This is a genomic window from Pantoea sp. 18069 (genome assembly GCF_902706035.1).
In the GTDB taxonomy this organism is placed as follows: Bacteria; Pseudomonadota; Gammaproteobacteria; order Burkholderiales; family Burkholderiaceae_C; genus Comamonas.
Map to the genome: position 1 here is coordinate 260,046 of NZ_CACSJA010000001.1, position 24,914 is coordinate 284,959.

The window sequence follows — 24,914 nt, forward strand, 5'->3', positions numbered from 1 at the left end:
GGCTAGGCAGGCTCAGGACGAACGGTTGTTCCCGTTCGCCCTGAGCGAGGTAAGCGAGACGAGTCTCGCCAGGCGTTATCAAGAAACAGCGTGGCATGAGGACAGGCCGTTCATGGTTCGACAGGCTCACCACGAACGGGTTTTCCCCGTTCGCCCTGAGCTTGTCGAAGGGTCGGTCTTTTGAGCGTAAGCCACTCATCGCCGCTGTTTGCCCAAATTGGAGACTTTCTAAGTCATTGATTTAGTTGACGAAAAAAGCTGTTTCTTGAGAGCTTGTCGAAGGGCCGGCAACCATTATCCCGGCAAGGCCGGCAACCGAAACCGCGTCTCGCCCAGACTGTCGAGTCCGAATTCCTTGAGCAGCTGCTGCAGCCGCTCGGCCGCGCTGCGCTTGCGGTTGCCCGTGAAGCGCGCGACGATCAGCTCATTCTTCATGCTGTGCTCCCAGCCCACGAGCTCGGTCACCGTGACCTGGTAGCCCGAGGCTTCGAGGAACAGGCAGCGCAGCACATTGGTGATCTGGCTGCCCATCTCGCGCGTATGGATGGGATGGCGCCAGAGTTCGGCCAGCGGCGTGCGCGTGAGGCTCAGCGCCTTGGTCTCGCGCAGGCAGGCCGCGACTTCGGCCTGGCAGCAGGGCACGATCACCATCGCGCGCGCCTTCTTCTCGAGGCCGAACGCAATGGCATCGTCGGTCGCGGTGTCGCAGGCATGCAGCGCGGTGACGACGTCGAAGCGCTCGGGCATGGATTCGACGCGCGTCGATTCGGCCACCGACATGTTGAGAAACACCATGCGGTCGAAAGCCAGTTGCGCGGCCAGCGCCTGCGAGGCCTCGACCAGCGGCGCGCGGGTTTCGATGCCGTAGATCTGCCCGCGGCCCAGGGCCTTGAAGAACAGGTCGTACAGGATGAAGCCCAGGTAGGACTTGCCCGCACCGTGGTCGGCCAGCGTCACCGCATGGCCATCGGCCGATAGCTCCTTGAGCAGCGGCTCGATGAACTGATAGAGGTGATAGACCTGCTTGAGCTTGCGGCGCGAGTCCTGGTTGATCTTGCCCTCGCGCGTGAGGATGTGCAGCGCCTTGAGCAGCGCTATCGACTGGCCCGGGCGCAGCTCCAGCTGCTGGGCCGGGTCCTGCGGCGGCTTCTTCGCGTTCTGTTTGTCGGGTCGTGCCATTTAAACGGCGTCCTTGACCGCTGCGGCCTGGCCGGTCACGGGGCAGGTCGCGCCCACGCCCAGGTCCAGCCAGCCTTCGATGCCCAGCTTCTCCAGCGTCTGCATGTTGTTCTCGTAGATCGCTTCGGCTTCGGGAAACGCTTCCACGGCCTTGTCTATGCTGTCTTCGCGCAGCAGGTGCAAGATGGCGTAGGGCGCGCGGTTGGTGCAGTTGGTCACGTCGTCGACTTCCGTGCCTTCGAACTGGAACTGCGGGTGGAACGACGCGACCTGCAGGATGCCGCCCAGGTCCATGGCCTCGACCAGCTCGTCGGCCAGTTCGAGGAAGTCATTGAAATCGAGGAAATCCTGCAGCGCATGCGGCACGATCAGCAAGGTGGTGTCGCGTTTTTCGGGCGAGATCTCGGCCAGCGCCTCGAGCTCGAGCTGCAGTTGCTCGGCCACGCCGCGCGCATCCGTGGCTTCGCTGACCACGTAATGCACCTGGTTCTTCACATGCACGGCCTTGGCGAACGGGCACAGGTTCAGTCCTATGACCGCCTTTTCAAGCCAGCGCCGGGTGTCTTCGATGACCAGGTCAGCGGGATAGGCCTGCAGATCGGGCGCAGAGGAAAATTCGGTCATGGGAAAGCCTTGTCGTGCACGCGTGCGCCTGGGCTGCACGCATTGTGGGCAGCGCGGCCATGCGCAAGCGTTGGTGGGGGTGCGAAATTGTAGCGATACCGGCCCGCCGGCGCTGGGCAACGGGCAATCGCTCCGCGCCCGGCTTCAGGCCAGCAGTTGCCGGCCGGTGAGCCTGGCATGCTCGCGCGCCGCGTAGCGGTCGGTCATGCCGGCAATGAAGTCGCAGACCACGCGCGCCAGCGCCACGGCATCGGCCGCCGTCTGCGCGCGCTCGGCGAAACGCGGCTTCATCTCCTGCGGGCGCACGAGGTAGATGGCGAACAGCTCGCGCACCACGGTCTGGGCCAGCTCGGTCATCTGCAGCACCTGCGGGTGGCGGTAGAGGTTCTGGAACAGGAAGCGCTTGAGCTGCGTCGATTCCGCGCGCATGGCGGCGCTGAACGCCACGAGCGGCGGCGCCAGGCGCACCGCATTCGCATCTGCGTGGTCGGCTTGCGCCAGCCGCGCTTCGGTCTCGGCAACCACATCGTAGACCTGGTCGCTGAGCATGCGGCGTATGGTTTCGTAGAGCAGCCGGCGCCGGCCATGGGGCTGCGCCTCTATCGCCGGGTACTGCGCCAGCGTCAGCGCGTGGTAGCGCGCGAACAGCGGCAAGGCCAGCAGCTGCTCCATGCCGATCAGGCCCGAGCGCACGCCGTCGTCGACATCATGGGCGTTGTAGGCGATTTCATCGGCGAGGTTGCACAGCTGGGCTTCGAGCGAAGGCTGCTCGCCGCGCAGAAAGCGCTGGGCGATGCCCCCGGGCTCGCGCTGCTCGATGTGCTGGGCATTGGTGCGCGAGCAATGCTTGAGGATGCCTTCGCGGGTTTCGAACGTCAGGTTCAGCCCGTCGAATCCGGGGTAACGCTCTTCGAGCCGGTCGACCACGCGCAGGCTTTGCAGGTTGTGCTCGAAACCGCCCCACTCGCGCATGCATTCATTGAGCGCATCCTGGCCCGCATGGCCGAACGGCGTATGGCCCAGGTCGTGCGCCAGGCAGATGGCCTCGACCAGGTCTTCGTTCAGGCGCAGCGAGCGCGCGATGGAGCGGCCCAGCTGCGCCACTTCCAGCGAATGCGTGAGCCGCGTGCGAAACAGGTCGCCTTCGTGGTTCAGAAACACCTGGGTCTTGTAGACCAGCCGGCGAAACGCCGACGAGTGCACGATGCGGTCGCGGTCGCGCTGGTGGTCGGAGCGCGTGGGTGCGGGGGCCTCGGCATGCAGCCGCCCTCGTGTCTGCCCGGGCTGGCACGCCCAACGGGCCAGGCCCGCCGCGCCCTGCCCTGCTGGATACGTCTCCATGGCCGGGGCGTCGATCAGTGGCAGCAAGCGTCAATGACCTCGCGCACCAAGGTATCGGGCGCCGAGCGCACCAGCGCCTTGCCCGGCTCGGCGATCAGCACGAAGCGGATTTCGCCGCCTTCGGCCTTCTTGTCGACGCGCATATGCTGCAGGTAGTGGCCCGCGTTGTCGCGGCTGGCGATGATCGCGCCACGCGTGGGCAGGCCCGCGCGCGCGATCAGCCGCACCAGGCGCTGCACGAACTCCTCGTCGACCAGCCCGAGGCGGCGCGACAGGCGCGCGGCCATGACCATGCCCGCGGCCACGCCTTCGCCGTGCAGCCAGACGCCGTAGCCCATGCCGGCTTCCATTGCATGGCCGAACGTGTGACCGAAGTTGAGCACCGCACGCAGCCCGCCTTCACGCTCGTCCTGGCTCACGACCCAGGCCTTGATCTCTACGCTGCGCTTGACCGCATGGGCCAGCGCCGCCTTGTCGCCGGCGAGCAGCGCGTCGAGGTTGTCCTCGAGCCAGGCCATGAATTCCATGTCGGCGATCGGGCCGTACTTGATGACTTCGGCCAGGCCCGCGGCAAGTTCGCGCGCGGGCAAGGTCGCCAGCGTGTCGAGGTCGCAGACCACGAGCTGCGGCTGGTAGAACGCGCCTATCATGTTCTTGCCCAGCGGGTGGTTGATCGCCGTCTTGCCGCCGACCGACGAGTCGACCTGCGACAGCAGCGTGGTCGGCACCTGCACGAAAGGCACGCCGCGCATGTAGCAGGCGGCCGCAAAACCCGTCATGTCGCCGACCACACCGCCGCCGAGCGCGAACAGCACCGTCTTGCGGTCGCAGCCCTGGCCCAGCAAGGTGTCGAAAATCTGGTTCAGCGTCTGCCAGTTCTTGTGCTCTTCGCCGTCGGGCAGGGTCACGATGTGCACCTGCGGGTAGTGTGGCGCCAGCGCGGCCTGGAGCTGGACCGCGTACAGCGGCGCGACCGTGGCATTGGTCACGATCAGCGCGGCGCGCGCGCGCGGCAAGGCGGCGTAGACCGAGGGATCGGACAGCAGGCCGCTGCCAATCACGATCGGGTAGGAACGCTCGCCCAAATCAATATTCACCTGGTGCTGGCAACCTGCCACTGCGCTCAGTTCCATTGTGTTCCGTCCATTCTCAAAAAGCACCGCGGGTGCGCGTGCGGTGGTCAAAGCCGGCGGCTCGTCGCCCCAAGCGTTCTATCGTAGCCGCAAGCGGCAGGCAGCGGCGCAGAACATCTATCGCGGCGTGGCCATCGCGCCGCCGTGCGGGGCGGGAAAATCGTATTCGCCGAGCTCGGCCTGCATGGCCAGCTTGCGCACGACCTGGGTCACGGACAGCCGCGACGTCTTGATCGTGTAATGCGCCGTGGCCAGATAGAGCGCATGGCGCTGGTGCATCAGCTCGCGCAGGCGCACGCTCGGGTCCTGGCCCTTGAGCAGCGGCCGGGTCGTGTCGTTGCGCAGGCGCCGCGCGATGTCATCGGGTGCGGCCTGCAGATAGAACACCGTCGAGCGCGAACGCAGATGGATGCGGTTGGCCTCGCGCAGCACCACGCCGCCGCCCGTGGACAGCAGCATGGACTGGGGCACGGCCGTGATTTCATCGATGACCTGCTGCTCCACATCGCGAAATGCCGCCTCGCCATGCGCGCTGAAGTAGGCCGCGATGGTGCAGCCCAGACGCTGCTCTATCACCTGGTCGCTGTCGACAAAGCCCATGCCCCAGAGCTGCGCGAGCTGCTTGCCGATGGTGGTTTTTCCGCTGCCCGGAAGGCCTATCAATGTATACATGGGATGGAAAAAATCCGCCCTAAGGCGGATTTGTCTGAAAGTCCGTGGAAGTCGCCGCCGCCGAGCTTAGCGCAAGTGGCGGCGACCTGGAACCAAGCGTCTGTGCTTCAGGGGGCGGGCGGCGTGCAGGCGGGGTAGGAAAGCACTGCCGCAAAATCCTGGGGAAGGCTGCCAGGAGGTGCTACCGTGAACAACAGGTTCGCCTCTCCATCTGACGCGGCATCGGTCAAAGTAAACTTCAAGGCGACGGATGTGCGGCGGATAGGGGTATTGCTCACGGGGGAACCCGAAGTCACTTCCGCGGCCAATTGACGTGCATATGATGCCACGGAAAAAACACTATTCGCTGGCGCAGCAAGGCCAGCAGGCGACCCCAGAAAACCGCTCCAGACACCGGTGCATGTCGCCGCATCCCAGACGACATTCGTTGTGACAAAGTCATTGCCACGAATTTCAGGATTTCCATTCAGGTCATACAAATTAACAGTGCGCGCACTCAATCCGTAGAAATGAATTGTGTCCGAAATGGTCACATGCTCGCCCTTGCTTGCCGAGTATGCTTGGCCGGTCACGACGACTGGAATGAGCACTCCATCCGCCGGTCGCGGATTTTGCACCCGGTATTGGATCGTGCATTCACCATTGGCCGTCAAACAACCGGCCCGATCAGAAGTGCCTACCACGCCGTATATCGTGGTCGCCACTACGGCAAAACCATCGGCCACTGGATGTCCATTGGCATCACCTACACGCACCGTAATATCGCTTGAATCACCCGAGAGTCCAAGGTCGAGCGCGTATTTGGTAGCCGATAGATCGAAGGCGCCAGGTACCGCAGTGTCCGTGGTCACGGTCAGCAATCCCGATTGCGAAATCACCGATGTATCGATCACCGTGGCCTTGACCACGACTGTCGTCGGCGACGCCTTGGACGAAACGGAAGCTGAAACAATGCCGCTCGCATCAGTGACCCCAATAGCGTTGTTGAGCGACACTTGGTCAGGCCGATCGGCCTCAAAGGCCACGCGTGCCCCGGCAACTGCCGTGCCCATGCCATCCACGACCTTGAAGCGCAGCAGCGCGGTTTCGGACCGACCTGCACCACCCGAGCCAGCAATCACGATGGAACGGTCGGCCGGTATCGCTTCAACGAAAGTCATGCTTTTTGCCAGCGTCTGCGGATCGACGCCTTCGATCAATGCGCCCGTGACCGCCAAGTTGCGTGCCGCCGCATAGGCCGTGTCGCCGATGCTGGCTGTGGCACTCACCGTCGTCGCACCCAGGGACTCCAGGGTATTGGCCGTGGCCTCGATCACCGCCTGGCCACTTGCATTGGTCAGCGCCGTGGCCGAGGTGGGCGTGAACTGCAACAGTCCGCTGCCGGTTTCGGCAAAAGTGACGACTTCATTGGCGGCCGGCGCACCGGCCGCGGTCTTGAGCGTGGCCAACAGCTTCACCGTATCCGAGGCCGCAAAGGAATTGCTGGCGATATCGGCACCCGCGCTGGTCTGCAACTGCAACTGCATCACATAGGTCACCGGCACGACGGTCTCGCCGCCCGTGCCTGCTCCACCGCCCGTGCCGGTATCGGTACCGCCGCCCGTGCCTGCTCCACCGCCCGTGCCGGTATCGGTACCGCCACCCGTGCCGCCGCCAAACGACGGCGTGCCCGCGCTCCCCCCTCCCCCGCCGCAAGCCGCGAGGGCCGCGGTCATCGCGACCGCCACTAAACAGTTATGGATTTTCATGCTTGTCTCTCGATGGAAAAATCAGCGCGCGCTCTTGTTCTGCATCAGCATCTTGGGCGTGATGAAGACCAGCATTTCGCGCTTGGACGTCTCGCGCGTGCGGCTCTTGAACAGGTGGCCCAGCACCGGCACATCGCCGAGCAGCGGCACCTTGGTCTCGTTGTTGGTCTCTTCCATTTCGAAGATGCCGCCGATCACCACCGTGCCGCCGTTCTCGACCAGCACCTGGGTCTGGATATGCTTGGTGTCGATCGCCACGCCCTGGCTCGTGGTCTCGCCGCGGCTGTCCTTGTTGACGTCGAGGTCCAGGATGATGTTGCCTTCGGGCGTGATCTGCGGCGTGACTTCAAGCTTGAGCACGGCCTTCTTGAAGGCAATCGTGGTTGCGCCGTTGGGCGCCGTGACCGAGTACGGGTACTCCGTGCCCTGTTCGATCAAGGCCTTGGTCTGGTCGGCGGTGATCAGCCGCGGGCTGGACACCACCTTGCCGTTGCCATCGGCTTCCATCGCCGACAGCTCCAGCGTCAGGAAGCGGTTGGCGGCCGAATTGAAGATCGACAGCGCGAACGTGCCCGCGGACTCGACCGAGGACAGCGAGGCCGGCAGGTTCACAAAGGTGCCTGACGTGTCGACGGTGCCACCCGCGCCGCCCGTCGCAGTGGCATTGCCGTAGTTGGTGCCGAAGCCGACACGGTTGCCACCGCCGATCGAGTACCCGCCATTGCCGCCGTTTTGCGCGCGCAGGTCCCCGCCACCGAGCTTCACGCCCAGCGAGCGGCCAAAGGTGTCGCGGGCTTCGACGATGCGCGCTTCGATCAGCACCTGGCGCACCGGAATGTCCAGTGTCGCGAGCAGGGTCTTGACCTCTTCGAGCTTGGCCGGGGTGTCGGTGACGAACAGCTGGTTGGTGCGCGGTTCGGCAATCGCCGAGCCGCGTTCCGACAGGAAGCGCGTGGTCGAACCGGAGCCGCCGCCGGAATTGCTCGCGATCTGCGTGATCATGTCCGTGGCCTTGGCGTAATTGAGCTGGAAGCCCTGGGTGCGCAGCGGCTCGAGCTTTTGGATCGCCAGCGCCGCCTCATAGTCCTTCTTGGTGCGCGCGTCGATCTCGTCCTTGGGCGCAATCCACAGCACCGAGCCCGACTTGCGCATGCCCAGGCCCTTGGCGTCCATGATGATCTGCAGCGCCTGGTCCCAGGGCACGTCCTTGAGGCGCAGCGTCAGCGAACCCGTGACCGTGTCGGAGGTCACGATGTTGAAATTGGTGAAATCCGCGATGACCTGCAGCAGCGAACGCACTTCGATGCTCTGGAAGTTCAGCGACAGCTTTTCACCGGTATAGCCCTCGCCCTGGCTCAGCTTGGTCGGGTCGACCTTCTTCTGGCGCACTTCGATCACGAACTGGTTGTCGCTCTGGTAGGCGCTGTGCTCCCACTCCCCCGTGGGCTCGATGCGCATGCGCACGCGGCCGCCGGCTTCGGTGGTGGTGATCGTCTGCACCGGCGTGCCGAAGTCGGTCACGTCGAGCTTGCGGCGCAGGCCTTCGGGCAGCGAGGAGCGCAGGAAGTCGGCGACCAGCGCCTTGCCTTCCTGGCGCAGATCGACGGCCACCTGGTTGTCGACCAGTCCGACCACGATGCGCCCGGAGTTGTCGGCGCCGCGGCGAAAATCCACATCCCGTATCGGCTGCACATCGCTGCTTGCCGACCGGCTGGCAAACACACGCGGCTCGGCCACGGCCTGCGCGGCGGCCGCCGAGGGCACGGGCGCCAGAATGACGAACAGGCTGTTGCCCTGGATGTCGGTCTTGTAGGAGGTCGCGGTCTTGAGGTTGAGCACCACGCGCGAGCGCCCGCCGGCCTCGACCACATTGACCGACTTGAGATTGCCCTGGTTGAGCTCGACCTGCGTCTGGCCGGTCGCGTTCTGCGTGCCGGGGAAGTCAAGCGCAATGCGCGCCGGAGACTGGATGGCAAAGCCGGTTGGCGGTTTGGCCAGCGGCTGCGACAACTCGATGCGCAGCACTTCGCTGCCGTCCTGCAGTGAACCGGCGACCGACTGGATCGCGCCCTGGGCAAACGCCGAGGAGGAGAGCAGCAGCCCCGCCGAGACCACGGCGTGTCGGCACTGCGCCAGGAAGCCCTGCGCCGGAATTCCCTGATTGTTTTTCATCATTTCTGTGTCTCCTGCAACACCAGTTCGGTATTGCGCTCAATCCACTCCCCCGTGACGTCCTGGATGATTTCACGCAGCTGGATGGAGTTTTCCGTGATCCGGATGATTTTTCCGTAGTTCTGGCCAAGGTAGTTGCCGACCCGCACCTGGTAGAGCAGACGGTCCACCTTGACCAGGGCTGTCGGCTGGCCCTGCTTTTGCAGGCTGCCGACCATGGCCATGGCATCGAGCGGCAGGGCTTCGAGCGGCTCCTTGCGGCGATTGAGCTCCGACTGCATCAGGCCGGCGCGCCCGCCCTGCTGCGCGGCGTCGCGTCGCAGGGCCTGCGTGAGCTTGCCCGGATCGAAAGGGTCGACACCTCCGTCCACCGTATAGGTCTGCGGCTGGAATTGCTTGGGCTCGGCGATCGGCGTGACCCGGGGCCGCGCCTGGGCGCGCTGCTGCGCCATCCACTGCTGCAGCTCTTCCTGCTCGGTGTCGGCACAGGCGCCGAGCAGGACCACGGACAGTCCCAGCGCCAGGATCAGCGGTCGTTGATGCATTATTTCTTCTTCCCCGCAGCCGCCTGCTTCTGCGTTGCGATCTCGTCCGCATCGAGGTAGCGGAAAGTGCGCGCAGTCGCATCCATCGCCAGCGTGCCGCTGCCATCCTTGGCGACCGGCGCGATGGCAATGTTGTTGAGCGTCACGATGCGCGACAAGTGGGCGATATCGGAAGCGAAGGCGCCGATGTCGTGGTAGCTGCCCGTCACTTTCAGCGCAATCGGCAGTTCGGCGTAGTAATCCTTGACCACCATCTGGCCTGGACGGAACAGCTCGAACTGCAGGCTGCGGCCCAGGCCCGCCTGGTTGATGTCGGACAGCAGCGCCGCCATTTCGGCCTTGCTGGGCAGTTGCTTCTCGAGCTGGATCACGTACTGCTGGACCTGCTCGCGCTGCTGCTTGAGGGCGTCGAGGCTCACGGCCTTGGTGAGCTTGCTCTGGTAGTCCTGGCGCAGCGTCACCTCCCGGTCCTGCTCCATCTGCAGTTCATCGCGGTAGTCGCTGAGCAGCACAAACCACAGCAGGGCCGCCACACCCACGGCGATCGCAATGCACAGCAGAGTGCGCGGCACGATAGGCCATTGCGAAGGGTCGTTGGGGTGCAGGTTGCTGAACTGCTTTTGCAGCTCGGCTTGAAGCCGGGCGAAATCCGGACCGGTGCGCTTTTTCTTGACCATCGCCTATCTCCCGTCCGCGGCTGGCGCGACGGTGTCCATCGCCTTTTGCGCTTCGCTGGTGCGCATCAGTTGAAAACGCATATTGAACGAGGCCACGCGCCGCTGGTCCTTGGGGGTCAGCGACAGATTGGTCGCGACGATTTCGGTGAGCTCCGGCTTGGAAAACCAGGGCGTGTTCTCGGCCAGGTTGCGCAGCATCTCCGAGACCCGCTCGTTGGACTGGGCCATGCCCTGCATGCTGATCACCTGGTCTTCCTGCTTGAGGCTGGTGACATAGACCCCGTCGGGCAGCTGGGCCACAAGTTCATGCAGCAGATGCACCGGCAGGTTGCGGTCCGACTGCAGATCCTCCACCGCCTTCTGGCGTGCGCGCAGCGCGGTGATTTCGTTTTCGAGGCCGGCGATCTCCACGATCTGCTTTTCCAGCAGCGTGATTTCCGACTGCAGCAGGCTGTTCTTTGTCTGCTGCTCGGCGATCATGCCCTGCAGCAGCGAGTAGATCAGGCCCGCGATCAGCAGCCCGGCGACGAACGACAGCAGCATCGTGGTCTGGAACACCTGCTTGCGGCGTTTGCGCGCCGCTTCGCGGTGCGGAAGTAGGTTGATCAGTATCACTGGAGAAACCTTCTCAGGGCCAGTCCGCAGGCGGTCAGATACGACGGCGCCTCGCGCGCCATCTTCTTGAGCCGCACATTGCTGCCGATCTGCATGCCGTCGAAAGGATTGACCAGACCACAGGCGAAGCCCGTGTGCTCGGTGATGGCCTCGACCAACCCGGGCAATGGCGCCGAGCCGCCGGCCAGCAGGATGTGGTCGACACGGTTGTAGGGCGTGCTGGTGAAGAAGAACTGCAGCGCGCGCGCGACCTCCTGCGTCATGCTTTCGACGAAGGGCTTGAGCACGACCTGCGGATAGTCCTCGGGCAATTCGGCATTGCGCTTCTTGGCCTCGGCCTCTTCGAGCGAGAAGCCGTACTGGCGCGCGATCAGCTGCGTCAGCTGGGCGCCGCCAAACGCCTGGTCGCGCTCGTACAGCACTTCCTCATTGCGCAGGACCTGCATGCTGGTCGTCAAGGCGCCGACTTCGAACAAGGCGACGATCGCGTCCTGGCCCTGGTGCGCCAGGTTCTCGATCAGCCGGCGCGCGGCCAGGCGTGCGCAATGGGATTCGATATCGACGATCACCGGCGTCAGACCGGCCGCTTCGGCCAGGCCCTGGCGATCCTGGACCTTCTCGCGGCGCGAGGCCGCGATCAGCACATCGACGTCGCCGGGCGAGTTCGCCGTCGGGCCGATCACGCAGAAGTCCAGGCTCACTTCATCGAGCGAAAAGGGAATGTACTGATTGGCTTCGGACTCGACCTGGACTTCGAGTTCCTGTTCACTCATTTCACCGGGCAGGGAAATCCGCTTGGTGATCACGGCCGAAGGCGGCAACGCCATGGCCACGTTCTTGCTGCGCGTGCCGCTCTTCTTCACCAGACGGCGCAGCGCTTCGGCGACTTCGTCGAATTTCTCGATATTGCCATCGGCAATCCAGCCCCGCTCCAGTGGCTCGATGCAGCACCGCTCCAGCACCAGCGCCCCCGAGGCATCACGGCCCAGTTCAACCAGCTTGATGCTCGAGGAACTGATGTCAATACCCAGCAACGATGCAGGCTGGCGACTGAACAGGGAACCTATTGTGATCAACGTGCCCTCCCGAGCCTGTAAGAAATGCAACAAAGTCTCACATCTCGCATTGATGCTATCAGCAAGAGCTTGGTGCAACCAAGATGGTTGTATCAACTGTATCCGCATTGCGTGGCCTAAATAAGACGTTTGCATGCGAAGGAAACCGCACTTCGTCGACACTTGGCGCACGCCAGTTCCGGCTGGGGCGTTTCTCCCCCCTGGCATTCTCTCCCTGTGAAGCACCCGAATCGCGGTGATTTTTATAATGCCAGTTCTTCTCCTTATGCTGCGCCATGCCGACTTCTGAAAAAAACGACAAGTCCTCGCCGTCCCGCGCGTCTTCTTCCCGCCCCTCCCACCACTGGTTGACCAAGGCCCTGTTCGGGCTGCTCGGGCTGGCGGTGGCCGTCGCCGCGGGCGTGCTGCTGACGGTGGCCGTGGCGCTGGCGATGGCCTACCCCAACCTGCCGGACGTCTCCGAACTCGCGGACTACCGCCCCAAGCTGCCGCTGCGCGTCTATTCGGCCGAAGGCGCGCTGCTCGGCGAATTCGGCGAGGAGCGCCGCACGCTGACACCCATCCAGGAAATCCCCAAGGTCATGACCGATGCGGTGCTTGCAATCGAAGACACGCGCTTCTTCGAGCACGGCGGCGTGGACTACAAGGGCATGGCGCGCGCCGTGCTCGCCAACCTGGGCGCGGGTGGCAAGAGCCAGGGCGCTTCCACCATCACCATGCAGGTCGCACGCAACGTCTATCTTTCCTCGGAAAAGACGTTCACGCGCAAGATCTATGAAGTGCTGCTGACCTTCAAGCTCGAGCACCTGCTGAGCAAGAACCAGATCCTCGAGATCTACATGAACCAGATCTACCTGGGCAACCGCGCCTATGGCTTCGCGGCCGCGTCCGAAGCCTATTTCGGCAAGCCGCTCAAGGCGATCTCGATCGCCGAAGCCGCGATGCTCGCCGGTCTGCCCAAGGCGCCCTCGGCCTACAACCCGATCAGCAACCCCAAGCGCGCGCGCAGCCGCCAGCTCTACATCATCGAGCGCATGGAGGAAAACGGCTTCATCACGGCCGCCGAAGCCGTGCAGGCCAAGCAGGAAGAGCTCAAGATCAGCTCGGGCAGCAACAACACCCGCGTGCATGCGGAATACGTGGCCGAAATGGCGCGCCAGCTGATCTACGCCCAGTACGGTGCAGAGGCCTACACGCGCGGCATCAATGTCTACACCACGCTCAACGCGGGTGAACAGGACGCCGCCTATACCGCCTTGCGCAAGGGCATCATGGATTACGAGCGCCGCCAGCACTACCGCGGCCCGGAACGCTTCATCGCCCTGCCCCAGGACCCCGAGGAGCAGGAAAACGCGATCGACGACGTGCTCGCCAACCATCCCGACAACGGCAACGTGCTGTCCGCCGTGGTGCTCGAGGCTTCGCCGCGCAAGATCGTCGCGACCCGCGCCGACGGCGAGAAATTCGAGATCACCGGCGAGGGTCTCAGGCCCGCCCAGTCCGGCCTGAGCGACAAGGCGCCGCCCAACACCAAGCTGCGCGCCGGCGCCGTGATCCGCGTGGTGAAGACGCCCAAGAACACCTGGGAAATCACCCAGTTGCCCGAAGTCGAAGGCGCGTTCGTCGCGCTCGACCCGAAAACCGGCGCCATCCGCGCGCTGGTCGGCGGTTTCGACTTCGGCAAGAACAAGTTCAACCACGTGACCCAGGCCTGGCGCCAGCCTGGCTCGAGCTTCAAGCCGTTCATCTATTCGGCCGCGCTGGAAAAAGGCTTCTCGCCGGCGACGATGATCAACGACGCACCGATCTTCTTCAGCGCCGGCACGACCGGTGGCCAGCCGTGGGAGCCCAAGAACTACGACAGCCGCTACGACGGCCCGATGAGCATGCGCACCGGCCTGAACAAGTCCAAGAACATGATCTCGATCCGCCTGCTGCAGGCGATAGGCCCCAAGTACGGCCAGGAATGGGTCACGCATTTCGGCTTTGATGCCGACAAGCACCCCGCCTACCTGACCATGGCCCTGGGCGCGGGCTCGGTCACGCCCATGCAGATGGCCGCGGGCTATGCGGTGTTCGCCAATGGCGGGCGCCGCGTCAACCCCTGGCTGATCACGCGCATCACCGACCACAAGGGCCGCGTGCTGTCCGAGTACCAGCCCCAGGCGCTCGAGCAGCTGCCCGAAGCGATTCCGCCACGCAATGCGTTCATCATGAACAGCCTGCTGCAGGACGTCGCCCGCGTCGGCACCGCGGCACGCGCCCAGGCCACGCTCAAGCGCCCCGACCTCTACGGCAAGACCGGCACCACCAACGACTCGGTCGATGCCTGGTTCGGCGGCTTCCAGCCCACGCTGGCCGCCGTGACCTGGATAGGCTACGACACACCACGCAACCTGGGCTCGCGCGAGACCGGTGGCGGCCTGAGCCTGCCGATCTGGATAGACTTCATGCAGCACGCGCTCAAGGGGGTTCCCGTGGCCGAGCTGCCCGTGCCGCCCGGCGTCGTCAACGTCGGCGGCGAATGGTTCTATGAGGAGTTCGCGCGCAATGCGGGCGTGAGCAGCCTGGGCGTGCCCGAAGGCGCATCCGAAGGCAGCGCTTCGCCACCGCCAGCCAGCGAGGAGCGCAATCGCATCCTGGACCTTTTCAGGAACTAGGCCCCATCGAAAAAGCCCCTGACGGCAACGACCGCAGGGGCTTTTTCGTGTCTGGCGCCGGGCCTATCAGGCCTTGAACGTCAGTTCGAGCCCGGATTGCTCGGACGCATAACGGCTCAGGCAGGCAAAGAACTCGCCCGCGCCCTTGGTGTCCAGCCAGCAGGCCTGGTCGGCGTCGTGGCGGAAATGGAAGCCGCCGGCCCTGGCCGCCAGCCACACTTCGTGCAGAGGTCTTTGCAGGTTGATCACAATCTGGCTGCGGTTGGGAAAGGACAGCGTGACCATGCCTCCCGCACGCTGGGCATCGATATCGGCGTCGGATTCGTCATTGATGCGGTCGCATCCCTGCTCCACCGCGAGCAGCAGCTTTTCAGCACAATCGAGAAATTCAAGGTCGTTCATTACAATCCGCACATGTTGAGAGCTTCCCAAATTCTAGTCAGGACTTTTGCCCTTGCGCTCAGTGCGGCGTCACTGGGCGCTTGCGGCCAGCGCGGGCCCCTGTATCTTCCCACGGCACCCGAGGCGGCGCAACGTGCGACGCTGCCCGAAACGCTGCGCCCGCAGCGGGGCGACGCAACGCCGGCCCCGGTAGCGCCGCCGCCCGCCGCGCGCTGAACATCCTAGGCCAGGCGGCGCTTAGAGCGCAGCCAACGCTGAAGACGCCAGCCCAGCAGCAGCGCCACGATGGCGGCGTAGACCGCGACTTCGGCAAAATCGTTCTTGCCCGCGCGCATCCAGAAGAAATGCAGCAGCGCGAGCCCGGCCACCGCATAGACGCTGCGGTGCAGCCACTGCCAGCGGCGCGCACCCATCCACCGGATCACGCGGTGCGGCGAAGTCGCGGCCAGCGCCGTGAGCAGGCTGAAAGCCAGCATGCCGACCAGGATGAACGGCCGCTCGAGGATGTCGCGCCAGATCTCGCCCGGATCGAGCCCCTGGTCGAAGACCGCGTAGCACAGCAGGTGCGCCGTCGCATAGAAATACACGAACAGGCCCAGCATGCGCCGAAAGCGCGCGAGCGCGGGTACGCCCAGCGCAATGCGCGCCGGCGTGACCGCGAGCACCACGCACAGAAAGCGCAGCGTCCAGTCGCCCGTGGCGCGCAGCAAGGCCTCGGCCGGGTTCGCGCCCAGCGTGTCGAGCACCGCGCCGACGAACAACTGCGCGAACGGCAGCAGGCACAGCACGAACAGCAGCGGCTTGGCTGCCGGATGCATGAAGGCCGTTTTCCAGCGCGGGGCCGGGGCACGCATCTGCGGGGCGCTCAAAACTGCTGCTTGAGGTCCATGCCCGCATAGAGCTGACCGACCTGCTCGCCGTAACCGTTGAACATCAGCGTCTTGCGCTTCTTCGCGAACAGGCCGCCCTCGCCAATGCGCCGCTCGCTGGACTGGCTCCAGCGCGGGTGCGGCACGTCAGGATTGACATTGGAATAAAAGCCGTACTCGTTGCGCGCCGCCTTGTTCCAGGCCGTTGCCGGCTGCTTGTCGGTGAGGCGGATGGCGACAATGCTCTTGGCGCTCTTGAAGCCGTACTTCCACGGAACGACCAGGCGCACCGGCGCGCCGTTTTGCGCTGGCAGCACTTCGCCATACATGCCGAACGCCAGCAGCGTCAGCGGGTGCATGGCCTCGTCGAGGCGCAGCCCTTCGGTGTAGGGCCAGTCGAGCACCCTGCTGCGCAGGCCCGGCATCATCTTCGGATCGGCCAGCGTCACGAACTCCACGTATTTGGCACTGCCCAGCGGCTGCACGCGGCGCAGCAACTGCGCCAGCGAGTAGCCGACCCAGGGAATGACCATGGACCAGCCTTCGACGCAGCGCAGCCGGTAGATCCGCTCTTCCTGCGCGCTCAGCTGCAGCAGTTCCTGCAGATCGAACGTCGCGGGCTTGGCGACCAGGCCTTCGACCTTGATGCTCCAGGGCGTGGTCTTGAGCGTGTGCGCATTGCGCGCGGGATCGGCCTTGTCGAGGCCGAACTCGTAGTAGTTGTTGTACTGCGAGGCATCGGCATAGGCCGTGGGCGTTTCCATGGTGTTGGCGCCCGCGACCTGGCTGGGCTGGCCCGCGAGCGCAGCGAGCTTGCCCGGGCGCTGCACCGCAGCCAGCGCATCGCGCCCGGCCCAGGCGGCAAGCGTGCCCCCGGCTGCGCCCGCAGCCACGGTACGCAGCCACTGGCGCCGTTCCTCGTAGACCGGCTGGGGCGTGATCTCGCTGCTGCGGGCATGGGAAAAGCCGTCGCGATCGGTTCGTATCAGCATGGCAGCTCCTTGGACAGACAGCCTTGTCTGATGCATTGTGACTGTGGATGGTTCACTGCGCACGGCAACAAAAAAAGGCCCCCACGCTTGCCTCACTGCGTGTGGCTGCCTGGGGGGCAAAGCCCCCCATTCTTTTTGTCTTGGGGCGGCCCGGCGACAAAAAAAGAGCGCCCATCGCTGAACGCTCTTTTTCGCGGAACCCGGCGTGACTTACAGCTCGCCGTAGCTGTGCAGGCCGCTGAGGAACATGTTCACGCCCAGAAAGGCGAACGTCGTCACGCCCAGGCCGGTTAAGGCCCACCAGGCGGACACGGTGCCGCGCAAGCCCTTGACGAGGCGCATGTGCAGCCAGGCCGCGTAGTTGAGCCAGACGATCAGCGCCCAGGTTTCCTTCGGGTCCCAGCTCCAGTAGCCGCCCCAGGCCTCGGCCGCCCAGAGCGCGCCCAGCACGGTGGCGATGGTGAAGAACGCAAAGCCCACGGCAATCGACTTGTACATCACGTCATCGAGGATCTCGAACGACGGCAGGCGTGCGGCGATATGCTTGCGCGCCAGCAGGATGCCGGCCACGATCAGCGCCGAAATGCCGAAGTACACGGTCCAGTAGCTGCCGCCGCTCTCGGTCGCGCCCTGGCGGAACACGATGGGCTCGAAGCACAGCACGATGCCCAGCAGCCACAGCGGTGCGAGCTTGTACCAGCGGGTTTCGCCTGCCTGCTGCTTGATCAGGTAGGCGAATGCGACCATGGCCGCGAGCGCGAACGTGCCGTAGCCGATGAAGTTGGCGGGCACATGCAGTTTCATCCACCAGCTCTTGAGCGCCGGCACCAGCGGCTGGATCTCGTGCGCTTCGCGCACCAGCGTGTACCAGAGCAAAAAGCCCACGGCCGCGCTCACCACCAGCATCACAAAGGCGCCGAGCGCGCGGGTGTCGTAGTTTTCCTCGTAGTAGAGGTAGAAGGTCGCGGTCATCCAGCAGAACATCACGAACACTTCGTAGAGGTTGCTGACCGGAATATGGCCGATGTCGGCGCCCAGCAGATAGCTTTCGTACCAGCGCACCATGGAGCCGATCAGCGCCATCGCAATCGCCACCCAGGCGATGCGCGAGCCCAGCAGCGACATGGTCCGGCCCTCGTTGCGCGAGAACATGCCTATCCAGTAGAAGATGGTGCTCATGAAGAACAGCATGCTCATCCAGAGGATGGCCGACTGGCTCGAGAGGAAATATTTGAGACCGAACACGGTTTCTGCCCGGGCCAGGTCGCCTGCGCCATCGACCTGGTACAGGCCCAGCGCGAGCAGCGAAAACCCCGCCACGGCCAGCGTCAGCACGCGCAGCGGACGCCAGAACCAGCACAACCAGATGAGGGTGGGAATGGTGCCCAGCAGGATGGCCTTTTCATAGCCATCCATGTAGTCCGCATAGCGCTGCAGCGCGAACAGCCCGCCCGCCGTGACGATCACGGCAAACAGCCAGTCGAACCAGTTGCGGCGCGAAAAATACCCCGAATGCAGGGTGATGGTCTCGGAAGAGTCGGTCGTTGCGGTCGTCATTCAGAAGCTCCCGGGCTGCGCGCAGTCGGCTTGGCGCCAATGAGTTTTTCGGTCAGCATGGCAAAGTCCTTGTCACCTTCCATGGTCTGGCGGTTGGTGGAAAGGGCCACGGTGGCGTAGCTGCTGCCTTCGCCGGCGGGGGCCAGCCAGATCCACAGGCGTCGATCACGCACGTAGAGCATGGCAAAGATCCCCAGAATCAGGAACAGGCAACCCAGATAGACTACGTTCTTGCCGGGCCCACGTGTGACCTGGAAAACGCTGGCTTGCACATGCGTGAAATCGTCGAGCATGAATGCCATCGGCGCGGGATAGAACTGGGCGTCGCTCAGCGAGAACACCGCCTGCGTCATGAACGCCAGCGTCTGCTCGTTGTTTTCCATCGCCGGCAGGCCCGACTGCTGGCGCAGCGACTGCGCCATCTCGAACAGCACGCCATTCAAGATGCGCACCAGCACTTCGCTGGCGCGCGTGCGCTCGGCCTCGGGCACGTTCTGCTCCATGAAGCGCGCGATCGCCTGCAGACCGCCGACCTTCACGCCCGCATCGTCCGTCGTGCCCGCATACATTTCCAGCGCGCGCAGCGCCGACTGCATCAGCGGCTCGCGCAGATCGGGGCGGGCCGCGTCGACCGCCTGCGCCACATAGCTGCGCGCCGCCTGCGCGCGCAGCGCGGGCTCGGCCAGCGCCACGCGCAGGCGCAGGAACGTGTCCATCGAGCCTTCGACGTCGGCCGGCACGCGCAGGAAGCGGAATGCATCGACCGGGTTGTCGCGCACGCCCAGCAGGAACACCGGGTTGCCGTCACCCGTGTCCACGGGCAGCATGTAGTTCTGGTACTCGCGCGCCTGGCCCGAAGCGTCGCGCAGCTTGTAGCCAATGCTGGGACCGATGTTGCGCAGCTCTTTTTCGGTCGTGGTCTTGTGGCCTGCACCCAGGCGCGCGTCGATCGCTGATTTGAGGTCGACCTTGCGCACATCGGTGCCCGAAGCCATCGCGCCCTTGGCCGCGCCGAAGTTTTCCACGTTGATGGTGCGCAGCGCCGTGTATTCAAGCGTCAGCGTGTCTTCGCCATTGCCCCGGCCTTCGCCCGAGCGCGTGAATTCGCTGGTGCCGCCGATGATGCCCTCGACCGTGAACGGCTTGCCCGTGCCGTCCAGGGGCACGGCGCGCATCTTGACCGACGAACCGCCGTCGTCAAAGCTCGACTGGTAGATTTCCACGCCCTTGTAATGCGCGGGATGGTTGACTTCGATGCGCCGGGCCGTCTGCTCGCCGGTGTGCTTGTCGTGAATGATCACTTCACTGGCGAACAGCTTGGGCATGCCCGTCGAGTAGTACTCGACGATGAACTTCTTGAGTTCCACCGCGAATGGCAGCTCCTGCAGCAACACCCCGTCCGACTGGCTCAGGATGGCGGTGCTCGACTGCGTGCCTTCGGCGACCATCAGATTGCCGCGGAACGTAGGGTTGCGCTCGGACAGACGGTGCTCGGGCGCGACGTCCGACACCCGGCCGCCGCCGGTATAGGGCGTCTTGTCGCCAAACAGCATCTGCGCGCGCACGATCAGGTCGCCGTCGAACAGCCCGCCCAGACAGATCAGCACGATGGAGCTGTGCGCGGCGATGTAGCCCAGCTTGTGCGCTGCACCGGCCTTGGCGGCCACCATCCAGCCCGTGCCGCGCGGCTGCAGCTTGACTTTCCAGCCCCCGGTGACCAGCAGCTTGCCCAGGCGCTGCGCCGCGTCCTGCGGGCTGCCGCGCACTTCGGCCTGGGCGCGGTGGCGAAAGGCTTCCAGGCTCTTCTCGCGGATGTTTTCCTTGTAGGTGCGCAGGTCAGCCAGGTACTTGGGCGCATTGCGCGCCACGCACAGGCTGGTGCTGGCCACGAGAAACGCCAGGATCAGCAGGAACCACCAGGCGCTGTAGACCGCGTTGAGCTTGAGCGCCAGGAACAGCTGCGACCAGAACGGGCCGAACTGGTTCACATAATTGACCGCGGGCTCATGCTGCTTGAGCACCGTGCCGATCACCGACGCGATGCAGATCACCGAGAGCAAGGCAATCGCAAAGCGCATCGAGGACAGCAACTCGACGGTCGCGCGCCAAGCCTGAGAGCCAAAGGAGGAAGTCGCGCGCGAAGAGGTGTCTGGCATGGAGGAAGTAACGCAAAGCCCGAAAGCAAAAAGGCGGGGCCACCTCAGCAAAGGATGGACCCGCCCATTGGGGTTGAGTGATTGGCGTTTGGTTCCCTGCGCTGGTGCGAAACCATTCAACGCCGGGCAACAAACGCTAAAAACGCTTCAGCGCAGGCCGGCGATATAGTCCGACACGGCCTTGATTTCCCGGTCGTTGAGCTTGGCCGCCACCTGGGTCATGGGCAGGCTGTTGCCCCGCTTGCCATCCCGAAACTCTATCAGCTGTTTAATAGTGTAGTCCGCATGCTGGCCGGCCAGGCGCGGGTACTGCACGGGCAGGCCGGCACCATTGGGGCTGTGGCAGCCGGCGCAGGCCGCGATGTTGCGGTCCTGGATGCCGCCGCGGAAGATGCGCTCGCCCAGGGCGACCAGATCCTTGTCCTTGGCAAAGCCGCCCTTGGACTTCTGCGCCGCGAGCCAGCCGGAAATGTTCTTCATTTCCTCGTCCGACAGCATGGCCGCGAAGCCCTGCATCACCGGATCCTTGCGCACGCCGCTCTTGAAATCCTGCAACTGTTTGGTCAGGTATTCAGGGTGCTGCTGGGCCAGTGCGGGATTAGCCACAATGGTCGAGTTGCCATCCGCTCCGTGGCATGCTGCGCACACTGCGGCATAGCCTGCCGCGCCTTTTGTCAAGTCAAGCTTGGCATTCGTCTGCGGTGCAGCGGGCGTTTCACCCGCCGAGAAGGCCGGGAAAGCGGGTGCTGCCAGAACGGCAGCCATCAGCATAGAGGCGAGCAACTTCATATCGAGGGTCTGTTGTTAGGTGCACTGAACCGCACAATTCTACAATGAGGCTCCCAAGCATAGATACCCCCCATGACGAACTCCTCCCCCGCACCGGTTGCGGGCAAGCCTTCTCCCAGCATTGATGGCAAGCTCGCCATGGGCTGGATGCATACCGCGCGCTTCCTCACCACTGCCGCGCAGCTGCACCATCTGCCCACCATTGAAGTGCCGGAGATCGCTTTTGTCGGCCGTTCCAACGCCGGCAAATCCACCTGCATCAACACGTTGACGCAGCAAAAGCAACTGGCCTTCGCCTCGAAGAAGCCCGGTCGCACACAGCACATCAACCTGTTCTCGCTGGGCCGCCAAGGCCTCACCGATGCGGTGCTTGCCGATTTGCCGGGCTACGGCTATGCCGCAGTATCGCGCTCGGACAAGATCCGCTGGCAGCAGGTGATGGTCAACTACCTGATCACGCGCAGCAGCCTCACGGGCATCGTGCTGCTGTGCGATCCGCGCCTGGGCCTGACCGAACTCGACGAAGCGCTGCTCGAAGCCGTGCGCCCGCGCGTCGAAGACGGCCTGAAGTTCCTGATCCTGCTGACCAAGGCCGACAAGCTCACGCGCGCCGAGCAGACCAAGGCGCTGTCCATTGCGCGACTGCAAGCCGGCGGCGGCGAGGCAATGTTGTTCTCCGCGCTCAAGAAACAGGGTGTGGACGACGTGGCTCAGCTACTATGGCGTTGGTCGCATCCGGCAGAACCTGCAGCCGCAGGGGCACCGGACGCAGCCACGCCCGCAGTGCCGTCCACCACGTCGGACAGCGCTGACGAACCCCAGGCCAACTAGCTTCCAGCAGGTTCCGCCAAGCGCTGGAGGCTACCGAGAGAGTAGCTCCATGATCCAGACTTGCGACCATGTCCTGCCCCACGGCATCACGCTGCGCTGCCGCACCGCGGGCACGCCGGGCCAGCCGGTGCTGCTGTTTCTCCATGGCTTTCCCGAAGGCGCGTTCATCTGGGACGCGCTGCTGACGCATTTCGCGGCACCCGAAAACGGCGGCTTTCGCTGCGTGGCGCCCGACCTGCGCGGCTTTGGCGACTCGAGCAGTCCGCCCGAAGTCACGGCCTACCATGCGCGCCACCTGGTGCAGGACATTCGCGCGCTGATCGCCATCGAGAGCCCGCAGGCGCCGCTGGCCTGCCTGGTCGCGCACGACTGGGGCGGTGCGCTGGCCTGGAGCGTGGCCAGCCAGCACGCCGACAGCATGGACCGACTGATGGTGCTCAACGCCCCCCACGCGGGGGCGTTCTTGCGTGAACTGCGCGAACATGTTGAACAGCGCCAAGCCAGCGACTACATGCGTTTCCTGCGCCGCGCCGATGCACCCGCGCTGCTCGCCGAGCAGGATTACCGGCGCGCCTTGGGCTTTTTCGCCCAGCCCGACGGCCGCTTGCCCGCCTGGCTCACGCCCGCGCTGCAGGCGCAATACCGCCAGCACTGGTCACACGGAATGCAGGGCGCCTGCCATTACTACGGTGCGAGCCCGTTGTTTCCGCCGGCACCGGGCGCGCCCGACCACCTTGCGGCCTTGCAGCTGCCCGAGGCCGCGCTGCACGTCGATGTGCCGACGCTGGTGCTCTGGGGCATGAGCGACCCGGCGCTGCGCCCGGGGCTGCTCGATGGACTCGAAGACTGGGTGCCGCGGCTGCAGATCCAGCACCTGCGCAACACCTCGCACTGGGTGGTGCACGAACGCCCGGCGCGCGTGATCGACGAGCTCGAGCATTTTGTGCAGCAGCAGTTCAGCGGCGAACGTCTCGCGGCTTGATTGTCGGCGCCACGGCCCTTCGACGAGCTTAGGGCGAACGGGGGGAGAAAGTCAGGAAATCATTTCCGCTCAGCCATAGAGTGATGGCTCGCCCTCGGGCCGGGTCTTGAAGCGCTTGTGCACCCAGTAGTACTGCTCGGGCATGGTGTCTATCCAGTGCTCTAGTTCACGGTTCATGCGTGCCGTGTCGGCGACCGCGTCCGCGGTCGGAAAGTCTTCCCAGGCCGGGGTGATCAGCGCGACATAGCCTTGGGGCGTGAGCCGGGTGTACATGCCTATGACCTTGGCCCGGCCCAGCCGTGCAAAGCGCGACAGCGAGGGAATGGTCGCTGCCGTGACGCCGTAGAACGGCACGAACACCGAATCGTTGCGGCCGAAATCCATGTCGGGCAACAGGTACAGCAGCCCGCCCTGGCGCAGGCTGGAGATGATGGGCTTGACGCCGTCGGCGCGGTTGAGCATGCGCACATCGCCAAAGCGCTGGCGCCCGCCCATGAACCAGTCGTCTATCGTCGGGTTGGGGTGGGTCGAGAAGATCGAGGTGAACGCGCGCGTGGTGTTGAGCGGCAGCGTCAGCCCGCCCGCGTCCATGCTGTAGAAATGCGGCGCGAAGACGATGGTCGGCGTGTCGCCCTCGAGTTCATGCAACGCGCCTTCGAGCCGCACGCGCTGGCGCACCACGGACTCGGGCGCCGACCACAGCCAGCCGCGGTCCAGCCAGGTCTGGCAGAACACCACGAAGTTCTGTCGGGCCAGGGCCTTGCGCCGGGCCAGGGGCATCTCTGGAAAGCACAGCTCGAGATTGCGCAGCGCAATCCTGCGCCGCGGCACGGCAACCACGAACAGCACGCGCCCGAGCAGCCAGCCGAGCGCGCGCAGCCATTTCAGCGGCAGGCGCCCGAGCATGCCCATCAGCCAGACACCGAAGCGCGCGCTCATGGCGCCACCTGCGCGCCAGCGGGCTGCTCGGCCCGGGGTTGCTTGTAGCGCGCATAGCCCCAGAGGTACTGCGACGGGCATTGGCGAATGGTCTGCTCCATGGCCTGGTTGAGCTGCAGCACAGCGGTTTCCAACGAATCTGACAAAGGCATGGGCAACTCCTCAAAATACAGCGCGTAGCCTCGCCCCCAGGGCTTGCGCTCGCAACGGGCAACGATCACGCTCGCACCGGTCTGCTGCACCAGCCGCGCCGCCAGGGTCATGGTGTAGGCGTCACGGCCAAAAAACGGCGACCACAGGCCCTGCCCCTCGGGCGGTACCTGGTCGGGCAGCAGGCCCACGGCTTCGCCGCGGCGCAGCGCCTTGATCATCTGGCGCACGCCCGACAGCGCGGTCGGCACGGCCTGCACGCCGGGCCGGTTGCGCGCGGTTTCCATCACCTGGGCCAGCCAGGCCTGGCGCGCGGGCCGGTACAGGATGGTGATGGGGCCGCGCTCGGCGCTCCAGCGGCGCGCCGCGGCCTGCACCGACAGCTCGAAGCAGCCCAGATGGGGCGTGAGGAAAACAATGCCGCGGCCCTTGGCCCAGACCTGCTCGACGCGCTCGGGCTCGATCATCTCGCAGCGCACGGGCCTGGTCTGCAGCCACATGCGCGGCAGCTCGGCGACCATGCGGCCGGCATGGCCCACGGCCGCGCGCACCTCGCAAAAGCGGTAGCCCGCCTGGCGGACGTTCTGCAGGAAGCGCCGGCGGTAGGTGCCCGAGACGAAGAACACCAGCCAGCCCAGGGCAGCGCCCAGACCATGCAAAAGCCATAAAGGCAGCAACGAGAACAAGTGGAACAGGCTTGGCATTAAAATAGAAAGGTCGCTGAGTTAAATGAGCAACTTGCAGGGCGACGTAAAAAAATTCTGCTAAAGCGTTCGCCGGGCTCCGTCAGCTTGGGCAACGCCTC

23 protein-coding genes are annotated in these 24,914 nt (G+C 64.8%); 4 read left to right on the plus strand and 19 right to left on the minus strand.

Annotation, left to right across the window (positions count from 1 at the left end; genetic code table 11):
• Nucleotides 1-294: 294 nt before the first annotated feature.
• The 11 genes from GVL12_RS01275 to GVL12_RS01325 all read right to left on the minus strand — a co-directional run bounded on the left by GVL12_RS01275 (nucleotide 295) and on the right by GVL12_RS01325 (nucleotide 11,782).
• Entirely contained in the window at nucleotides 295-1,179 is an 885-nt protein-coding gene (locus GVL12_RS01275) for an SAM-dependent methyltransferase (RefSeq protein WP_159910821.1), read from the minus strand.
• Nucleotides 1,180-1,803 carry a DUF1415 domain-containing protein gene (locus GVL12_RS01280; RefSeq protein ID WP_159910822.1) on the minus strand — a complete coding sequence of 208 codons (624 nt, stop codon included), beginning with the start codon at nucleotides 1,801-1,803 and terminating at the stop codon, nucleotides 1,180-1,182.
• 144 nt (nucleotides 1,804-1,947) lie between these two features.
• Nucleotides 1,948-3,144 (minus strand): deoxyguanosinetriphosphate triphosphohydrolase, encoded by a 1,197-nt coding sequence (locus GVL12_RS01285; RefSeq protein ID WP_159910823.1) that lies wholly within the window; start codon nucleotides 3,142-3,144, stop codon nucleotides 1,948-1,950.
• A 14-nt stretch (nucleotides 3,145-3,158) separates the two neighbouring features.
• Nucleotides 3,159-4,277, minus strand: a complete 1,119-nt coding sequence (aroB, locus tag GVL12_RS01290) for a 3-dehydroquinate synthase (protein ID WP_159910824.1) — start codon at nucleotides 4,275-4,277, stop codon at nucleotides 3,159-3,161.
• 117 nt (nucleotides 4,278-4,394) lie between these two features.
• Entirely contained in the window at nucleotides 4,395-4,949 is a 555-nt protein-coding gene (locus GVL12_RS01295; RefSeq protein WP_159910825.1) for a shikimate kinase, read from the minus strand.
• Between the two features lie 107 nt (nucleotides 4,950-5,056).
• Nucleotides 5,057-6,697 (minus strand): hypothetical protein, encoded by a 1,641-nt coding sequence (locus tag GVL12_RS01300; RefSeq protein WP_159910826.1) that lies wholly within the window; start codon nucleotides 6,695-6,697, stop codon nucleotides 5,057-5,059.
• 21 nt (nucleotides 6,698-6,718) lie between these two features.
• Nucleotides 6,719-8,872, minus strand: coding sequence for a type IV pilus secretin PilQ (gene pilQ / locus GVL12_RS01305; protein ID WP_200843405.1), 2,154 nt, complete (start codon nucleotides 8,870-8,872; stop codon nucleotides 6,719-6,721).
• Nucleotides 8,869-9,414 (minus strand): pilus assembly protein PilP, encoded by a 546-nt coding sequence (locus GVL12_RS01310; RefSeq protein ID WP_159910827.1) that lies wholly within the window; start codon nucleotides 9,412-9,414, stop codon nucleotides 8,869-8,871. The genes pilQ and GVL12_RS01310 overlap by 4 nt, the downstream gene beginning before the upstream one ends.
• On the minus strand, nucleotides 9,414-10,091 hold the full coding sequence (locus tag GVL12_RS01315; protein ID WP_159910828.1) for a type 4a pilus biogenesis protein PilO: 678 nt from the start codon (nucleotides 10,089-10,091) through the stop codon (nucleotides 9,414-9,416). Before GVL12_RS01315 ends, GVL12_RS01310 begins: the two co-directional genes overlap by 1 nt.
• A gap of 3 nt (nucleotides 10,092-10,094) precedes the next feature.
• Nucleotides 10,095-10,706, minus strand: a complete 612-nt coding sequence (locus GVL12_RS01320) for a PilN domain-containing protein (RefSeq protein WP_159910829.1) — start codon at nucleotides 10,704-10,706, stop codon at nucleotides 10,095-10,097.
• The gene (locus GVL12_RS01325) at nucleotides 10,703-11,782 is read right to left on the minus strand and encodes a pilus assembly protein PilM (RefSeq protein WP_159910830.1); all 1,080 of its coding nucleotides are present in this window, start codon (nucleotides 11,780-11,782) and stop codon (nucleotides 10,703-10,705) included. The genes GVL12_RS01320 and GVL12_RS01325 overlap by 4 nt, the downstream gene beginning before the upstream one ends.
• Before the next feature lie 275 nt (nucleotides 11,783-12,057).
• On the opposite strand from GVL12_RS01325, the gene GVL12_RS01330 reads away from it, so the two are divergent.
• Nucleotides 12,058-14,442, plus strand: a complete 2,385-nt coding sequence (locus GVL12_RS01330; protein ID WP_159910831.1) for a penicillin-binding protein 1A — start codon at nucleotides 12,058-12,060, stop codon at nucleotides 14,440-14,442.
• 66 nt (nucleotides 14,443-14,508) lie between these two features.
• Here GVL12_RS01330 and cyaY read toward each other — a convergent pair whose 3' ends face one another.
• A complete protein-coding gene (gene cyaY / locus GVL12_RS01335; RefSeq protein ID WP_159910832.1) occupies nucleotides 14,509-14,844 on the minus strand; it encodes an iron donor protein CyaY in 336 nt (111 codons plus the stop codon).
• A 12-nt stretch (nucleotides 14,845-14,856) separates the two neighbouring features.
• Between cyaY and GVL12_RS26990 the strand changes: the two genes are divergently transcribed.
• Nucleotides 14,857-15,060, plus strand: coding sequence for a lipoprotein (locus tag GVL12_RS26990; RefSeq protein WP_159910833.1), 204 nt, complete (start codon nucleotides 14,857-14,859; stop codon nucleotides 15,058-15,060).
• A 5-nt stretch (nucleotides 15,061-15,065) separates the two neighbouring features.
• On the opposite strand, the gene GVL12_RS01345 is transcribed toward GVL12_RS26990, so the two are convergent.
• From GVL12_RS01345 to GVL12_RS01365, 5 genes are all read right to left on the minus strand, one after another.
• Nucleotides 15,066-15,662, minus strand: a complete 597-nt coding sequence (locus tag GVL12_RS01345) for a sulfite oxidase heme-binding subunit YedZ (protein ID WP_200843406.1) — start codon at nucleotides 15,660-15,662, stop codon at nucleotides 15,066-15,068.
• A 47-nt stretch (nucleotides 15,663-15,709) separates the two neighbouring features.
• Complete coding sequence (gene msrP / locus GVL12_RS01350; RefSeq protein WP_159910834.1) at nucleotides 15,710-16,705, minus strand: protein-methionine-sulfoxide reductase catalytic subunit MsrP; 996 nt, start codon at nucleotides 16,703-16,705, stop codon at nucleotides 15,710-15,712.
• 210 nt (nucleotides 16,706-16,915) lie between these two features.
• Nucleotides 16,916-18,262, minus strand: a complete 1,347-nt coding sequence (gene ccsB, locus GVL12_RS01355; RefSeq protein WP_159910835.1) for a c-type cytochrome biogenesis protein CcsB — start codon at nucleotides 18,260-18,262, stop codon at nucleotides 16,916-16,918.
• Nucleotides 18,259-20,418 carry a cytochrome c biogenesis protein ResB gene (locus tag GVL12_RS01360; protein WP_200843407.1) on the minus strand — a complete coding sequence of 720 codons (2,160 nt, stop codon included), beginning with the start codon at nucleotides 20,416-20,418 and terminating at the stop codon, nucleotides 18,259-18,261. The genes ccsB and GVL12_RS01360 overlap by 4 nt, the downstream gene beginning before the upstream one ends.
• A gap of 147 nt (nucleotides 20,419-20,565) precedes the next feature.
• Entirely contained in the window at nucleotides 20,566-21,207 is a 642-nt protein-coding gene (locus GVL12_RS01365; protein ID WP_159910836.1) for a cytochrome c, read from the minus strand.
• Between the two features lie 72 nt (nucleotides 21,208-21,279).
• Here GVL12_RS01365 and yihA point away from each other — a divergent pair, with 72 nt between their 5' ends.
• Both yihA and GVL12_RS01375 read left to right on the plus strand, forming a co-directional pair.
• A complete protein-coding gene (yihA, locus tag GVL12_RS01370; RefSeq protein WP_159910837.1) occupies nucleotides 21,280-22,038 on the plus strand; it encodes a ribosome biogenesis GTP-binding protein YihA/YsxC in 759 nt (252 codons plus the stop codon).
• Nucleotides 22,039-22,087: 49 nt separating this feature from the next.
• Nucleotides 22,088-23,020: an alpha/beta hydrolase gene (locus GVL12_RS01375; RefSeq protein ID WP_159910838.1), complete on the plus strand. Its 933-nt coding sequence runs from the start codon at nucleotides 22,088-22,090 to the stop codon at nucleotides 23,018-23,020.
• Nucleotides 23,021-23,089: 69 nt separating this feature from the next.
• On the opposite strand, the gene GVL12_RS01380 is transcribed toward GVL12_RS01375, so the two are convergent.
• Together GVL12_RS01380 and GVL12_RS01385 are read right to left on the minus strand one after the other, a co-directional pair.
• Nucleotides 23,090-23,959: a lysophospholipid acyltransferase family protein gene (locus GVL12_RS01380; protein ID WP_159910839.1), complete on the minus strand. Its 870-nt coding sequence runs from the start codon at nucleotides 23,957-23,959 to the stop codon at nucleotides 23,090-23,092.
• A complete protein-coding gene (locus GVL12_RS01385; RefSeq protein WP_159910840.1) occupies nucleotides 23,956-24,813 on the minus strand; it encodes a lysophospholipid acyltransferase family protein in 858 nt (285 codons plus the stop codon). Before GVL12_RS01385 ends, GVL12_RS01380 begins: the two co-directional genes overlap by 4 nt.
• Between the last annotated feature and the right edge of the window lie 101 nt (nucleotides 24,814-24,914).